Origin of the sequence: Morganella sp. HSTU-ASny43, assembly GCF_022819185.1 — a bacterium.
In the GTDB taxonomy this organism is placed as follows: domain Bacteria; phylum Pseudomonadota; class Gammaproteobacteria; order Enterobacterales; family Enterobacteriaceae; genus Morganella; species Morganella morganii.
This window is the reverse complement of the sequence record NZ_WSPG01000020.1, coordinates 40,294-56,009: the sequence shown is the minus strand read 5'-3', so window position 1 is coordinate 56,009 and position 15,716 is coordinate 40,294. Positions and strand designations below refer to the sequence as shown.

General features: G+C 52.7%; 16 protein-coding genes. 3 read left to right on the top strand and 13 right to left on the bottom strand.

Going from position 1 to position 15,716, the window contains the following annotated elements:
• Positions 1-5 precede the first annotated feature (5 nt).
• The 12 genes from holB to yceD all read right to left on the bottom strand — a co-directional run bounded on the left by holB (position 6) and on the right by yceD (position 9,810).
• Positions 6-1,004: a DNA polymerase III subunit delta' gene (gene holB, locus GN208_RS11870; RefSeq protein ID WP_004238081.1), complete on the bottom strand. Its 999-nt coding sequence runs from the start codon at positions 1,002-1,004 to the stop codon at positions 6-8.
• The gene (tmk, locus tag GN208_RS11865; RefSeq protein WP_243828379.1) at positions 1,004-1,642 is read right to left on the bottom strand and encodes a dTMP kinase; all 639 of its coding nucleotides are present in this window, start codon (positions 1,640-1,642) and stop codon (positions 1,004-1,006) included. The genes holB and tmk overlap by 1 nt, the downstream gene beginning before the upstream one ends.
• Complete coding sequence (gene mltG, locus GN208_RS11860; RefSeq protein WP_004238078.1) at positions 1,639-2,661, bottom strand: endolytic transglycosylase MltG; 1,023 nt, start codon at positions 2,659-2,661, stop codon at positions 1,639-1,641. Before mltG ends, tmk begins: the two co-directional genes overlap by 4 nt.
• 20 nt (positions 2,662-2,681) lie before the next feature.
• A complete protein-coding gene (pabC, locus tag GN208_RS11855; RefSeq protein WP_004238077.1) occupies positions 2,682-3,521 on the bottom strand; it encodes an aminodeoxychorismate lyase in 840 nt (279 codons plus the stop codon).
• Between the two features lie 159 nt (positions 3,522-3,680).
• Positions 3,681-4,925, bottom strand: a complete 1,245-nt coding sequence (fabF, locus tag GN208_RS11850) for a beta-ketoacyl-ACP synthase II (protein WP_015422831.1) — start codon at positions 4,923-4,925, stop codon at positions 3,681-3,683.
• Positions 4,926-4,994: 69 nt separating this feature from the next.
• Complete coding sequence (gene acpP, locus GN208_RS11845; protein ID WP_004238075.1) at positions 4,995-5,231, bottom strand: acyl carrier protein; 237 nt, start codon at positions 5,229-5,231, stop codon at positions 4,995-4,997.
• A gap of 155 nt (positions 5,232-5,386) precedes the next feature.
• Positions 5,387-6,121 carry a 3-oxoacyl-ACP reductase FabG gene (gene fabG / locus GN208_RS11840; protein ID WP_004240650.1) on the bottom strand — a complete coding sequence of 245 codons (735 nt, stop codon included), beginning with the start codon at positions 6,119-6,121 and terminating at the stop codon, positions 5,387-5,389.
• A gap of 7 nt (positions 6,122-6,128) precedes the next feature.
• Positions 6,129-7,061 carry an ACP S-malonyltransferase gene (gene fabD, locus GN208_RS11835; protein WP_004238071.1) on the bottom strand — a complete coding sequence of 311 codons (933 nt, stop codon included), beginning with the start codon at positions 7,059-7,061 and terminating at the stop codon, positions 6,129-6,131.
• 19 nt (positions 7,062-7,080) lie between these two features.
• Positions 7,081-8,034 (bottom strand): beta-ketoacyl-ACP synthase III, encoded by a 954-nt coding sequence (locus GN208_RS11830; RefSeq protein ID WP_004238069.1) that lies wholly within the window; start codon positions 8,032-8,034, stop codon positions 7,081-7,083.
• A 5-nt stretch (positions 8,035-8,039) separates the two neighbouring features.
• Complete coding sequence (gene plsX / locus GN208_RS11825; protein WP_071823274.1) at positions 8,040-9,074, bottom strand: phosphate acyltransferase PlsX; 1,035 nt, start codon at positions 9,072-9,074, stop codon at positions 8,040-8,042.
• A 28-nt stretch (positions 9,075-9,102) separates the two neighbouring features.
• A complete protein-coding gene (rpmF, locus tag GN208_RS11820) occupies positions 9,103-9,273 on the bottom strand; it encodes a 50S ribosomal protein L32 (RefSeq protein WP_004240653.1) in 171 nt (56 codons plus the stop codon).
• Between the two features lie 12 nt (positions 9,274-9,285).
• The gene (gene yceD / locus GN208_RS11815) at positions 9,286-9,810 is read right to left on the bottom strand and encodes a 23S rRNA accumulation protein YceD (protein ID WP_004238065.1); all 525 of its coding nucleotides are present in this window, start codon (positions 9,808-9,810) and stop codon (positions 9,286-9,288) included.
• Positions 9,811-9,964: 154 nt separating this feature from the next.
• On the opposite strand from yceD, the gene GN208_RS11810 reads away from it, so the two are divergent.
• Together GN208_RS11810 and GN208_RS11805 are read left to right on the top strand one after the other, a co-directional pair.
• On the top strand, positions 9,965-10,555 hold the full coding sequence (locus GN208_RS11810; RefSeq protein WP_004238064.1) for a nucleoside triphosphate pyrophosphatase: 591 nt from the start codon (positions 9,965-9,967) through the stop codon (positions 10,553-10,555).
• 37 nt (positions 10,556-10,592) lie between these two features.
• A complete protein-coding gene (locus GN208_RS11805) occupies positions 10,593-10,919 on the top strand; it encodes a hypothetical protein (RefSeq protein ID WP_004238063.1) in 327 nt (108 codons plus the stop codon).
• 67 nt (positions 10,920-10,986) lie between these two features.
• Here GN208_RS11805 and rluC read toward each other — a convergent pair whose 3' ends face one another.
• The gene (gene rluC, locus GN208_RS11800; RefSeq protein WP_004238062.1) at positions 10,987-11,946 is read right to left on the bottom strand and encodes a 23S rRNA pseudouridine(955/2504/2580) synthase RluC; all 960 of its coding nucleotides are present in this window, start codon (positions 11,944-11,946) and stop codon (positions 10,987-10,989) included.
• A gap of 534 nt (positions 11,947-12,480) precedes the next feature.
• On the opposite strand from rluC, the gene rne reads away from it, so the two are divergent.
• Positions 12,481-15,636 carry a ribonuclease E gene (rne, locus tag GN208_RS11795; RefSeq protein WP_015422832.1) on the top strand — a complete coding sequence of 1,052 codons (3,156 nt, stop codon included), beginning with the start codon at positions 12,481-12,483 and terminating at the stop codon, positions 15,634-15,636.
• Positions 15,637-15,716 lie beyond the last annotated feature (80 nt).

Here is a 15,716-nt window from a genome sequence, read left to right as displayed (position 1 = left end):
ACTCATTATTTTAAATTAGGTGATGCAGAAAACAGGGTTTCCTGGTGTAACAATTGTTCTGTCAGCAGCAGTTCCTGATTCACGCCGGTGATGGTCATCAGCCGGTGGCGGCAGGTCAGCCAGCTTTCCGCTGCATTCAGTAAGTGTGCACTGCTGTAATGCGCTGCCAGTTGTGCAATCAGAGCAGACTGGTCCTGATTCAGACAGGCAGGTGCCATATTCTGCTGATATTTTACCGCATCCATAAACAGGGTGGTCAGCCAGCTGATGCGCTTTTCCGCATCCTGATGATTCAGTTCAGATAACAGCGACAGAAAATCCCCGCTGCGCACGGATTCTGCCAGCTGGGTAAACAGATTCAGCCGGTTCTGCCAGTCAGCGGTGGTCAGCAGTGACAGTGCCGCCGCCGGGGCATTGTGGCAAAGATTCAGCGCAGTCTGCCGCGACACCGCATCAGACGGCGGATGCTCGCGCTGTAACCACTGTAAACCGGTCTCCGCTGACGGCGGTGCCAGATGATAAGCAAAACAGCGGCTGCGCAGTGTCGGCAGCAACTGCTCCGCCCGCAGGCTCTGTAACACAAACCAGGTATTCTCTGTCGGCTCTTCCAGGGTTTTCAGTAAGGCGTTGGCGGCTGCTTCGGTCAGCAGTTCCGCCTGCGGAATATGCACCAGTTTGGCACCACTCTGCTGGGCGTGCTCATACAGTTTTTCTGTCACGGCTCTCACAGCATCAATCCCGGTGGCAGATTTACCCTTTTCCGGCTGCAGCAGATAAAAATCCGGATGGGTGCCTGCCAGCATCAGTTTACAGCTGTGGCACTCCCCGCAGCTTTTGATGCCCTGCGGCTGCTGACACATCCGCAGCCGTGTCAGGGCATAGGCCAGCTCATCAGTGCCGGTGCCGGGCATACCGTACAGCAGCAGAGCATGATGCCCCTGACCGGACATCCACGCGGTTGCCAGCTGGCGGTAAACCGGATTAAGCCACGGATACCAGTTCATTACGCCTCTTCCTGCTGTGCCAGCCAGTTCAGTACGGCAGTGCGGATTGATTGATGGACGTTATCTATTGATTGCGAAGCATCAACGGTTACAATGCGCGGATCGGATTCAGCCAGCTCCAGATAAAGGGCCCGGGTGCGGCGGAAGAAATCCAGTGATTCCTGTTCGATTCTGTCCAGCTCGCCCCGGCTGCGGGCGCGGGCCAGGCCGGTTTCCGGCGGCAGATCGAGATACAGGGTGAAATCAGGATAAAAATCCCCCAGTACGGTATCACGCAGTGACTCCATCAGTTTGCGATCGATACCGCGTCCGCCGCCCTGATAGGCCTGAGAGGAGAGATCATGACGGTCGCCGATCACCCATTGTCCGCGCGCCAGTGCCGGTTTGATAACATTATCCACCAGCTGAATACGCGCGGCATATAACATCAGTACTTCCGCTTTATCAGTAACCGTTTCGCCGTCGATTCCGTCTTTAATCAGGGTGCGCAGCTTTTCTGCCAGCGGTGTGCCGCCCGGCTCACGGGTATAGACCAGGTCAGTGATGCCGTTTTCACGCAACGTATCAACAATCACCTGACGTGCCGTGGTTTTTCCGGCACCTTCAAGCCCTTCAATTACAATAAATTTGCCTGTCATTGTTTTTTTAATCCGTTACGGTAATCCGCAACCGCCCGGTTGTGATCCCGCAGATTCGTGGTAAATACATGTCCGCCTTTGCCGTCCGCGACAAAGTAAAGGTAACCCGTGGTGTCCGGTTTGGCTGCCGCATCCAGCGAGGCACTGCCCGGCATGGCGATAGGTGTCGGCGGCATGCCGTCAATCTGATACGTATTATACGGCGTTACCCGCACCAGGTCGCTGCGGTAAATCGTGCCCTGATAACGCTCACCCATGCCGTAAATTACCGTCGGGTCGGTTTGCAGGCGCATTTTCAGTTTCAGCCGGTTCATAAAGACCGACGCCACTTTTTTACGTTCACCGTCCACGCCGGTCTCTTTTTCAATCAGCGAGGCCATAATCAGCATTTCATACGGATCCGCATACGGTAAGTCGGTATTACGGGTCTTCCAGGCTGCCGCGAGTTTGGTTTCCATCTGCTGATGTGCCCGCTTCAGGATTTGCGTGTCTTCTGTTCCGGCTGTATAGAGATAGGTATCCGGGTAGAAACGCCCTTCCAGGTGGCTGCCGGCCGGCAGGCCGAGCATTTCTGTCAGTTTATCTGCCGGTAAATCCGCGAGGGTCTGTTTCAGGTAAGGGGCTTCTGACAAGATTTTCTGCCAGTCCGCTAATTTACTGCCCTCAACAAAACGGATACTAAATTGTGCCTCTTTACCGCTGACAAACAGTTGCAGCATGCTTTTGACCGTCATATCCGGCGTCAGTCGGTAAGTACCGGCTTTGATTTTTGCCAGATCCGGCTCCAGTTGCAGCAGCCAGTCATAATTGTGTGATTCCGGGATAATCCCGCTTTCCGCCAGTTTTTTCTCCAGCGCCACACGACCGGTGCCCGGCGGAATGGTGAAAATGGTTTCTTCAGTGACAGAAATTTTTTGTCCGGAAAATGCGTTCACCTGATGATAAAGCCAGTACGCCACGCCGCCCGCAACTGCGAGCAGCACCAAAAATGTCACAAGGAAAATCCGTGTTTTTTTCATCAGTCATTAACTCTGTTAATTCAGGGTATTGCTGCCGGACAGTGCGGCAAAAGCCAGGTAAAGAGCGAGCGGGAGGTATAATGCCAGTGATGACGGGCATCCGCGCGGATATCATTGACCGGCATGACCGGCATCAGCGCGTTGCACATAATCACTTCATCCGCTTTTGCCAGCACCTGCGGAAAACGTTCGGTTTCATAACAGCGGTAACGGCTGCCTTTCAGCACATCCATGATATGCGCGCGCATCACACCGGCCACACCACATTTGCTCAGTGACGGGGTAAACACATCATCGCCGCAGCGCCAGAACAGATTGGCGCTGCAGCCTTCGGTCAGAAGGCCGTCAGTATCACAGACAATGGCTTCATCGGCCTGCTGTTCTGCCGTATAACGGCGGATCAGCACCTGCTCCAGCCGGTTCAGGTGTTTGATACCGGCCAGATACGGATTGACCGACAATGGCACCGGGCTTTTCACCACCGATAACCCGCGCTCCTGCAATACCGGATAGCTTTCCGGATATGCGGAGCGGATCAGGATCACCAGCGGCGGTACATCCGCACGCAGATAACCGCGTCCCTGCTCACCAGCGGAAACAATCACTTTCAGCACACCATCCGCTGTACCCTCTGCGGCCTGCATTATCCACTGGGGCAGCAGCGCGTCATCCGGCGGTGTCAGCCCCAGCCCGGCACAACCACTACGGAGCCGGTGCAGGTGACGTGAAAGCAGCGACGGTTTGCTGTTCACAATGCGCATCGTGGTAAAACAGCCGTCACCAAACTGCACACTGCGATCAGAAATCGCGATGGTGTGCTGCGGTACACCATTAACCCAGTAATGCGTCTGTTGTGTCATAGCCAACTCATTGTTTTAACGGTTATTATTTAACCGTCATTCAGTATGCGGACAGACCTGTATAATAGTACAGCTGTGATTTTTGTGCAAAACTGCGATAGCGTCACCCGCCAGGTAAAAAAAAAGCGCCGTCAGGCGCTTTTCTCTCAGAAAACAGACTCAGATCTTACGGAAAATCAGGGAACCGTTGGTGCCGCCGAAGCCGAAAGAGTTACAGAGTGCGTATTCCATACCTTCCACTTTGCGGGCTTTGCCCGGTACAAAGTCGAGTTTGCAGACCGCTTCATCCTGATTATCCAGGTTGATGGTCGGCGGTACAATCTGATCACGCAGTGCCAGAATGGTGAAAATGGATTCCACTGCACCGGCGGCACCCAGCAGGTGACCGGTCATGGATTTGGTGGAACTGACCAGAACGTTGGTTCCTTCACCAAATACCGTTTCAACGGCTTTCGCTTCCGCCACATCACCCGCAGAGGTGGATGTGCCGTGCGCATTGATATAGCCGATGCTGTCAGCAGGAATGCCTGCATCCTGAATCGCATTTGCCATGGCCAGTGCGGCACCGTCACCGTTTTCCGGTGGTGATGTCATGTGATAAGCATCGCTGCTCATCCCGAAACCGACCAGTTCCGCATAGATTTTCGCACCGCGGTTTTTCGCGTGTTCGTACTCTTCCAGCACCAGCATACCGGCACCGTCACCGAGCACAAACCCGTCACGATCTTTATCCCACGGACGGCTTGCGCCCTGAGGATTGTCATTATTGGTGGATAAGGCACGCGCAGCACCGAACCCGGCAACACCTAATGGTGTGCTGGCTTTTTCAGTACCACCGGCAACCATCACATCCGCATCACCGTAAGCGATGATCCGGGCAGCGTGACCAATGTTATGCACGCCGGATGTACAGGCAGTGGCAATGGAAATGCTTGGTCCGCGCAGGCCGTACATAATACTTAAGTGTCCGGCAACCATATTGATGATAGTTGAGGGAACAAAGAACGGGCTCACTTTACGCGGGCCGCCGGCAGCCAGAGAGCTGCAGTTTTCTTCAATCAGTCCGAGACCACCAATACCAGAACCAATCGCAGCTCCGATACGGGTTGCATTGGCTTCTGTTACTTCGATTCCGGAATCCGCAATTGCCTGGATACCGGCTGCAATACCGTATTGAATGAAGAGATCCATCTTCCGGGCATCTTTGCGCGAAATATTAAAATCTTCGTGATTGAAATCTTTTACCATACCTGCGAATTTGGTCGCATGGTTAGAGGTGTCAAAATGATCAATCAGGCTGATACCACTCTGCCCGGCACACACAGCTTTCCAGGATGAATCGACTGTATTACCGACAGGAGATAACATGCCAAGTCCGGTCACGACTACACGACGCTCAGACACGCTTATCCTCCGGGGGGGGAAAATAAAAGAAACAAGGCGGTCGGGTGACCGCCTGGACATGAGGGATGCTTACTTGCCTGCGTTCTCAACGTAGTCAATAGCAGCCTGTACAGTTGTGATTTTTTCTGCTTCTTCGTCTGGGATTTCGATGTCGAACTCTTCTTCCAGAGCCATCACCAGCTCAACTGTGTCAAGAGAATCAGCGCCTAAGTCATCAACGAATGAAGCTTCGTTTTTTACTTCTTCCTCTTTAACACCCAGTTGTTCAACGATGATTTTCTTAACACGTTCTTCGATAGCGCTCATACTATTAAATTTCCTATCAAAACTCGCTATATGCGATGGTTTTCGTAGTTTATAAAATACAGGAAAAGATGCAACCCAATCCCGGCTGGTCTAACCATATAAATACTCACTTTTGCGTGTGTTTACACAAAAACAGCAAATGGTTAGCTCAAACATTAAATCATGTACATGCCACCATTGACATGCAATGTCTCGCCTGTGATGTAAGCCGCTTCATCAGAAGCTAAGAAGGCTACAGCACTGGCAATCTCTTCAGCATCACCCAAACGGTTAGCAGGAACCTGAGATAAAATGCCTGCACGCTGGTCGTCTGTCAATGCACGAGTCATATCGGTTTCGATAAAACCCGGGGCAACGACGTTGACGGTGATGCCGCGCGACGCGACTTCACGGGCGAGTGATTTACTGAAACCAATCAGCCCGGCTTTCGCCGCCGCATAGTTAGCCTGTCCGGCGTTCCCCATCGTTCCGACAACAGAACCGATGGTGATGATGCGCCCGCAACGTTTTTTCATCATGGCGCGCATAACCGCTTTGGACAGACGGAATACGGATGAAAGGTTAGTGTCGAGGATATCCTGCCACTCATCGTCTTTCATACGCATCAGTAAGTTGTCACGTGTGATACCTGCATTATTAACCAAAATATCAATTTCGCCAAACTCAGCGCGAATATTTTCTAATACATGGTCAATGGATGCGCTGTCGGTCACGTTCAGGGCAAGGCCTTTACCCTTTGCGCCTAAGTATTCACTGATAGCAGCCGCACCGCTTTCGCTGGTCGCAGTACCAATCACAGTTGCACCACGTGCTGCTAATTTCTCAGCAATTGCACGGCCGATTCCGCGGCTCGCACCGGTGACAAGGGCAATTTTGCCTTCAAAGCTCATCTCAACCTCAGCGATTTTCAAGTGCTGTTTCCAATGATGACATATCATTGACAGCAGATGATGTTAATGTTTTCACAATACGCTTAGTCAGCCCGGTCAGTACTTTGCCCGGCCCTGCTTCCAGCAGATCTTCAATACCCTGCGCGGCCATAAACTCAACAGTTTCTGTCCAGCGCACCGGATTATAAAGCTGACGGACTAATGCATCACGAATTGCATCGGCGGAAGTCTCTATCTTAACATCAACATTGTTCACAACAGAAAAGATTGGTGTATTAAATGTGATATTTTTTAGCGCAACGGCTAATTTATCAGCAGCCGGCTTCATTAATGCACAATGTGACGGCACACTGACCGACAACGGCAGCGCACGTTTTGCTCCGGCTTCCTTACATAATGCCCCGGCACGCTCAACGGCGTCTTTCTCACCGGCGATAACCACCTGGCCCGGCGAGTTAAAGTTAACCGGTGATACGACCTGACCTTGTGCAGCTTCTTCACAGGCTCTGGCGATAGCATCATTGTCCAGACCGATGATGGCATACATTGCCCCGGTACCGGCCGGAACGGCTTCCTGCATCAGGCGGCCGCGTAATTCCACCAGTTTGATAGCTTCTTTAAAATCCATCACACCGGCACACACCAGCGCGGAGTATTCCCCCAGGCTGTGACCGGCCATCATGGCAGGCATGGCGCCGTTTTTTTCCTGCCAGACACGCCAGATGGCCACAGAGGCCGCCAGCAGTGCAGGCTGGGTCTGCCAGGTTTTATTCAGTTCTTCTTCCGGCCCGTTCTGAACGAGTGCCCATAAATCGTAGCCCAGTTCAGCGGATGCTTCGGCAAAGGTTGCCTCAACGACCGGAAAATTTGCCGCGAGGTCCGCCAGCATACCGACTGACTGAGAACCCTGTCCCGGAAATACCATTGCATATGCAGACATGATTTAGCTTCCTGAAAAATTAAAAACGAATTAATGCAGAACCCCAGGCAAAACCGCCGCCGAAGGCTTCAATCAGAATCAGCTGACCGCGTTTGATGCGCCCGTCACGAACCGCTTCGTCGAATGCAGTCGGTACAGAGGCTGCAGAGGTGTTGCCGTGACGATCCAGGGTAACCACCACTTTATCCATGCCCATATTTAATTTTTTTGCTGTGGCACTGATAATGCGCAGGTTTGCCTGATGCGGCACCAGCCAGTCGAGTTCTGATTTATCAATATTGTTCGCCACCAGCGCTTCTTCAACGACGTTGGCTAATTCACGGACCGCCACACGGAATACTTCGTTACCTGCCATTGTCAGGTACGCCGGTTTTTCGCTGTCTTTGCGATCTTTATTCGGTAATGTCAGCAGGTCGCCGTAGCGGCCGTCTGCATGTAAATGGGTGGAGAGAATGCCCGGCTCTTCTGAGGCTTCAACTACAAAAGCACCTGCGCCGTCACCAAACAGGATAACCGTACCGCGATCTGCCGGATCCAGCGTTTTCGCCAGCACATCCGAACCGATCACCAGGGCTTTTTTCGCCATCCCGGTTTTAATGAACTGATCCACCACACTGATGGCATAGCTGAAACCGGCACATGCCGCCGCCACATCAAAGGAGATACAGCTGTCAATGCCCAGCAGTTTCTGGATTTCACAGGCCGCGCTCGGGAAACCGTGCGTGGAAGAAGTGGTGCCCACAACAATCAGATCGATATCACCGGCAGGAATACCCGCCATATCCAGTGCGTTCAGTGCTGCCTGGTGGCCCATTGTAACAACGGTTTCATCATCACCGGCCAGACGGCGCTCACGGATACCCGTACGAGTAACAATCCACTCATCGGTTGTGTCGACCATTTTTTCCAGATCAGCATTTGTGCGGATTTGTGCAGGAAGATAGCTCCCGGTTCCTAAAATTTTCGTATACATATTAGTTAGTTACTCTTGGGTAATACCATAGCGAGACGGGATGCGATTCGTTCAGGCACCTGCTTTTCAACAGTCTGAACCGCCTGCGTTATGGCAGCGTTGAATGCACTTACATTCGCCGCACCGTGACTCTTAATCACAATGCCGCGTAATCCTAACAGAGAAGCACCGTTATACTGGTCGGGGTTCAGGTGGCTGAAGCGTTTATTCAGCCATTTTGTCACCACTTTCTTCACAAGTTTGTACAGCAGGGATGACGATTTGCCTTCATTTTGTGATTTAAACATAGAAAGGATCACACGAATCACCCCTTCCATGGTTTTCAGGGTAACGTTACCCGCGAAGCCGTCACAGACCAGCACATCAGTTTTACCGGTCAGCAGTTCGTTGCCTTCGGCATAGCCGATATAATTGATGTCCGGTATCGATTTCAGCACAGTGGCTGCTTCGCGGATATTGTCGAGTCCCTTGGTTTCTTCTTCGCCGATGTTCAGTAATGCCACACGCGGATGCGGGATCCCGGCCACATCTTCTGCCATCACCGCGCCCATAACAGCAAACTGCACCAGCATGTCACTGCTGCACTCCGCATTTGCGCCCAGATCAAGCAGCACCGTTTTGCCTTTCTTCTGATTTGGCACCACGGTCATCAGTGCAGGACGCTCGATGCCTTCAATCGATTTCAGCATCAGTTTCGCCAGCCCCATCAGCGCCCCGGTGTTTCCGGCACTGACGCACGCCTGTGCCTCCCCCTCTTTCACCAGTTCCAGCGCGATACGCATGGATGTGCCTTTGCTCTGGCGGATAGCCTGAGAAGGTTTGGCATCACCGGCAATCGTCTCATAGGCAGGGATCACCCGCAGACGACTGAGCAGCTCAGCATTCTGGTTTGCAAGCAGAGGAGAAATGGAATCAGGGTGCCCGACCAGCAACAGGGTGAGCTTTGGATTAGATGCCAGTGCCTGCAGCGAGGCAGGCACTGTGACATGGGGGCCGATATCCCCACCCATGGCATCTAACGCGATGGTTAGATTAGTCAAGATATCAACGTGCTTAAAAAGCAGCAGATTACTTGTTGATTACCTTACGACCACGGTAGTAACCATCAGCGGTCACATGGTGGCGCAGATGAGTTTCACCAGAGGTTTTGTCAACAGAAACCAGAGTTGCTGACAGTGCGTCATGAGAGCGACGCATACCACGTTTGGAACGAGTTGGTTTATTTTGTTGTACGGCCATTGACCTTACTCCTTAAGTACTTTTCTTTAAACTGGCTAATGCGGCAAACGGATTTGGCTTTTCTGCTTCCGGAGGAAGCTCACCAAAGACTTTCACCGCGTCGGACACTTCACAGTGTTCAGAATCATGTACCGGAACCACAGGCAGAGAAAGAATTAATTCATCTTCAATCATTGCCAGTAAATCTGTCTCACCAAAATCATTTACGTCAATTGGCTCATACTCTTCCGGTAATGCCTCAGCCTGTTCATCGCTGACAACCGGGCTGAAACAATACGTTGCGCGGACATGAAGCGGGAAGATATTACCACACCGCTGACACTCAAGTGAAACATCAGTTTCTGCTGTTCCCTTAATGACTGTCAGACGCTGCGGGTCGATTTCAAACGTCAAATCAACATCAACATCGCTGTCCACACTGACTACCGATTCGGCTAACCGCGTAACCTGCTCAGGTGCATAGCACCCCCGGTAATCCAGACGCTTCTGCGCGGCGCGCTTTGCATCAATAGTCAGAGGTAATTTTATCTTTTGCATAAGGCGCGCATCTTATATTCGTAAGACGATATAGTCAAAGAAAATATAGACAGCAAAGAGGGCGGTAACCTGCCTTCCCGCTAAAAATACACTCAATAAGCGGCGCATAGTTTAGAATGAGTTTATTCTTTTTACCACGACTTTCGGAATATTTATGATCTCACTGGTTCTCGCCTCCACCTCCCTGTACCGCAAAGCCCTGCTGGAAAAACTCGGCATCCCGTTTGTATCCGCAGCCCCGGGTACGGATGAAACCCCGCATCCGGCAGAAGACGCGCAGTCTCTGGTCATGCGCCTGGCGCGCGAAAAGGCCCGTTCATTAACGCAGCAGTACCCTGACAGCCTGATTATCGGCTCTGATCAGGTCTGTGTGCTGGACGGGGAAATCACCGGCAAACCGCATCATTACGATGCTGCCTTTGCACAACTGCGCAAAGCCTCCGGTCAGTGCATCACCTTTTATACCGGGCTGAGCCTGTACAACAGTGCCACCGGGGAAGATCACACGATATGTGAACCTTACTGTGTGCATTTCCGTACACTGGATGATGACGAAATTCGTGCCTATCTGCTGGCGGAAACGCCCTATCAGTGTGCCGGAAGCTTTAAATCTGAAGGTTTAGGAATCGCCTTATTTAAAAAACTTCAGGGAGATGACCCTAATACACTGATAGGTTTACCGCTGATCCGTCTGACAGAATTACTGATTCAGGCCGGATACAACCCACTGCGGATCCCCCGCTGACACACGCCGGGGCATCCGATGATTCTGAGGAACTGACATGAAGCTGAAAATGATCGCTGCCGCAACGCTGCTGTTCAGTGCTGCCGGTCTGGCTGCCCCGTCACTGGCGGATAAAACAACCTTTGTTGCCGACTGTACAAAAGGTGCTGTGACCAACCTGAAAAACCCGGATAACCGCAGCAAAGTCCCGGCGGTCTGTGAGTGTGTGTATGACAACTCACTGGCGAAATTCGGCAAAGACGGGCTGGAAAAACTGGATGACCGGGTCCGCAAAGGTCAGGCACTGACCGAACAGGACTCTCAGGCGATCGGTGAGATTGCACAGAGCTGTACCACAAAAATTATCGGTGTACAGCCGCAGTAACCGCAGAATGCCCTCTGTATAAGAAAAAACCCGCGTTCTGCGCGGGTTCTTTATTTCTGTTCTCTGCTTATTTTGCCTGTTTCGACCGCAGTACCGTCAGGCAGTGGCGCAGTTTTTCATCCAGCGGTGCCTGAAGGCGCATCGCCTCACCGGTGGACGGATGGGTAAAGGCGAGTGCGGCCGCATGCAAAAACAGCCTGTTAAGCCCTGTCCCTTTCAGCTGAGCATCAAACTGCGCATCACCGTAACGGTTATCAAAGGCAATAGGATGCCCTGCATGCAGTGTGTGCACACGAATCTGATGTGTGCGCCCGGTGACCGGACTGGCTTTGACCAGCGTGGCAGCCTCAAACCGCTCCTCCACTTTAAAGCGTGTTTCCGATGGCTTGCCTTCCGGGCTGACTTTCACCACGCGCTCGCCGCTCTGGAGAATATTTTTCAGCAGCGGTGCCTGTACCACTTTTACTGAGGATTGCCACTGGCCGCGCACCAGTGCCAGATAATCTTTCTGCATCTGTTTCAGACGCAGCTGCTCGTGCAGTGCCCGCAGTGCGGAACGTTTTTTGGCGATCAGCAGAATACCGGAAGTATCGCGGTCAAGCCGGTGCACCAGTTCCAGGAAACGCGCCTCCGGACGCAGCGCCCGCATTGCCTCAATCACACCGAAACTCAGACCGCTGCCGCCGTGTACCGCCGTACCCGCCGGTTTATTAATCACCAGAATATGATCATCTTCATACAATACGCACTCTGCGAGTGCAGAAACCTTATCCAGTTTCGCCGACACCGGGGCATCGTTTTTCTCAGCCACACGCACCGGCGGGATACGGATGCTGTCCCCGTCCGCGATTTTGTATTCCGGCTTAATCCGGCCTTTATTGACACGCACTTCCCCTTTACGGATGATGCGGTAAATCATGCTCTTCGGCACCCCTTTGAGGCGCGCGAGCAGGAAATTATCAATACGCTGGCCGGCTTCATCGCCGGACACAACAACAAATTGAACTGTCTGATTATCAGTTTTCATGAAACGGGGGGCTATCCTCTGAACCGTTGCTCCGTAAACCGGTATATTTTTCCGGTGAAACAGGCGGCAAATGTGCATCAATGTTTTACGCGGCTATTTTCCCATTTTTTCCGGAAAAAGACCAAGGATTAACGTCATTAACAAATTTCTGCATAATTTTCACCGAAACATGCAATGTCACCTTGCTATAACCACACCGGCAATGGAATAATGCATGCGCCGATTTTGGCAAAACAGATATTTTATCTTTGTCTGACCGATGACAACGCAGCAATGGCGTAAGACGTTATTTCCGGTCAGATAATCAGCGGGCTGCGGGTTGCAGCTTACCGGGCCGGTATCGCGTATAAACGTGATTTTCAGCCGGCAACGGGGATTCAGACAAGACTGAACCTCACCGACACAATTTGCACCTCTATACGATCGACAGCCGGGAGGCTGACGGTGCGGTAAAAGCCACGAGGTCATCGGTTCCGGTAGCAACGAAATTGCCCGCAGCGCACTAATTAAATGAAAAAAATTGAGTAACTTATAATGAAAAGAATGTTAATCAACGCAACTCAGCAGGAAGAGTTGCGTGTTGCCCTTGTCGACGGGCAGCGCTTGTATGATCTGGATATCGAAAGCCCCGGTCACGAACAAAAAAAAGCAAACATCTATAAAGGGAAAATCACCCGTATTGAACCGAGTTTAGAAGCTGCTTTTGTTGACTATGGCGCAGAGCGTCACGGTTTCCTTCCCGTCAAAGAAATTGCCCGCGAGTATTTCCCTGCTAATTACCACGCATCCGGCCGCCCGAATATCAAAGATGTCCTGAGAGAAGGTCAGGAAGTCATTGTTCAGGTGGACAAAGAAGAGCGCGGTAATAAAGGCGCGGCACTCACCACCTTTATCAGCCTGGCTGGCAGCTATCTGGTTCTGATGCCGAATAACCCGCGTGCCGGGGGGATCTCCCGCCGTATCGAAGGGGATGACCGCACCGAACTGAAAGAAGCCCTGTCTGCCCTGGATATCCCGGATGGAATGGGTCTGATTGTCCGCACCGCCGGTGTGGGTAAATCAGCCGATGCCCTGCGCTGGGATCTCGAGTACCGTATCAAGCACTGGGAAGCCATCAAAAAAGTTGCTGAAGGCCGCCCTGCACCATTCCTGATTCATCAGGAAAGTAATGTTATCGTCCGCGCGTTCCGTGATTACCTGCGCCCGGACATCGGTGAAATCCTCATCGATAACCCGAAAATTCTGGAACTGGCACGCAAGCACATCACTGCTATCGGCCGTGCGGATTTTGCCAGCAAAATTAAACTGTATCAGGGCGAAGTGCCGCTGTTCAGTCACTATCAGATTGAGTCGCAGATTGAATCCGCTTTCCAGCGCGAAGTCCGTCTGCCGTCCGGCGGTGCGATTGTTATCGACACCACCGAAGCTCTGACTGCTATCGATATCAACTCCTCCCGCTCAACGCGCGGCGGTGATATCGAAGAAACTGCCTTTAACACCAACCTGGAAGCGGCGGATGAAATCGCCCGCCAGCTGCGCCTGCGTGACCTCGGCGGCCTGATTGTTATCGACTTTATCGATATGACCCCGGTCCGTCATCAGCGCGAAGTGGAAAACCGCATGCGCGAAGCTGTCCGTCAGGATCGCGCCCGTATCCAGATTGGCCGCATTTCCCGCTTTGGTCTGCTGGAGATGTCCCGTCAGCGCCTGAGCCCGTCACTGGGTGAATCAAGCCATCATGTGTGTCCGCGATGCAGCGGCACCGGAACTGTGCGTGATAACGAATCACTGGCGCTCTCCATTCTGCGTCTGATTGAAGAAGAAGCGCTGAAAGAGAATACCCATCAGGTACATGCAATTGTGCCGGTACCGGTCGCCTCTTATCTGCTGAACGAAAAACGCCAGGCTGTCAGTGCGATTGAAGCACGCCAGGCCGGTGTCAGCGTGATTATCGTACCGAATAACCAGATGGAAACCCCGCACTTCCGTGTGGTCCGTGTCCGTAAAGGTGATGAAATCGGTACCCTGAGCTACCGCCTGCCGGAGAAATACGAAGCGGAATCCGCTGCCGGTGAAGAAGAGGAAACTCAGGAACGCCGTGCACCAGAACAACCGGCTATCAATGCCTTTGCTATCACATCCGATGCACCGGTACCGGCACAGACTGCCGCAACCCGCAAACCGGAAAGCAAACGCGATAACCGTCAGGATAAACAGGCACCTGCGGCTTCTGAAGGTGGTTTCTTCAGCCGTCTCATCAAAAAACTGTTCGGCTCCGCTCCTGCTGTCCCGGAAGAAACTGAACAGAAAGAGAAAAAACAGACTAACGACAACAACCGCCGCGGCGGGAATGATCGTAACAAACAGCGCCGTAACCGCCGTGACCGTAATGATCGCAACGGCGAGCGTACCGAGCGTGCTGACCGCCCTGAGCGCAGTGACAACGAATCGCGCAACAAACGCGATCGCGATACTGTGAATGAACCGCGTAAAGGCCGTAATCAGAATACACCGAACGAAGATCTGACACCGGAAGAACTGGCCGCCCGCGAAGCACAGCAGCAGTTACGCCGTGAACAGCGTGCAGAGCGTCAGCGCCGCCGTCAGGACGAAAAACGTGTCCAGCAGGATGCGAAAAAACTGCGTGCCCAGCAGGAAGATCAGGATGCACTGAACAGTGACGGCAACACGGAAGATGATGATGCACCGACACCGGTTCGTCAGCGCCGTACCCGCCGTCAGCTGAACGGTTCTGTCCGTATCACTGATGGTGAAACACAGACTAAACCGGCTGTTGCAGCACCGGTTCCGGTTGTTATCGATAATGCACCAGTGGCAGTTCCCGCAGATACCGACGTACCGGCAGCGGCGGAAAACAATGGTGATGAGGCACACAGCGATAACATCCTGCCGCGCCGCTCCCGCCGCTCACCACGTCATCTGCGTGTGAGTGGTCAGCGCCGCCGCCGTTACCGTGAAGACCGTCAGCTGACGCAGTCTCCGGTTCCGCTGGAAATGGCTGTATTTTCCCCTGAACTGGCTTCCGGTAAAGTGTGGATCCAGTATCCGGTTGTGACACCTGCTGCACAGGCAGAACAGGAAATCGCAGCTGAGACACCGGAAATCACCGAAACAACAGCTGTGATTACCGAAACCGCGGTTGTCGCTCAGGTGATGACTGAAGCGGCAGAAACCACCGTTGTGGCAGAACAGTTCTCTCTGACTGTCGCATCTGAGGCTCCTCAGGTCACTGCTCCGGAAGAAACACCGGTTGCGGATACTGCCACTGAATCTGTACCGGCAGAAGAGCCTGTACAGGAAACGGCTGACGTTGTCGCCAGTGAGCCTGTTGTGACTGACGTGATTGTTACTGAGCCTGTTACTGTCACGGAACCAGTTGCACCGGTTGTTGTTGCAGAACCGGAAGTGATTGCAGAGCCTGAGGCAGTTGTTGTGGCTGAACCTGTTACCGCACCGGTTGCGGCTCCGGTTACTGAAACAACTGTCGTTGCTGCCGGCCGTCATGCTTATTCACCGATGACCAAAGCCCCTGCTCCGGCAACCACCGGCGAAGCCTTTGTTATCACCGAATACCAGCGTGAAGCCCGCGAAGCCTATGCGCTGCACGGTGCAGGCGGTCATGCGGCCACTAACCATGCTGCATCAGAGCCGTCAAAAACCCTGCTCTGATAATCCGCACTGAACTGAAAATGGCTCCCCCGGGAGCCATTTTTTTATGGAAAAGATAAAAAAAACCGCGAATATTCAAT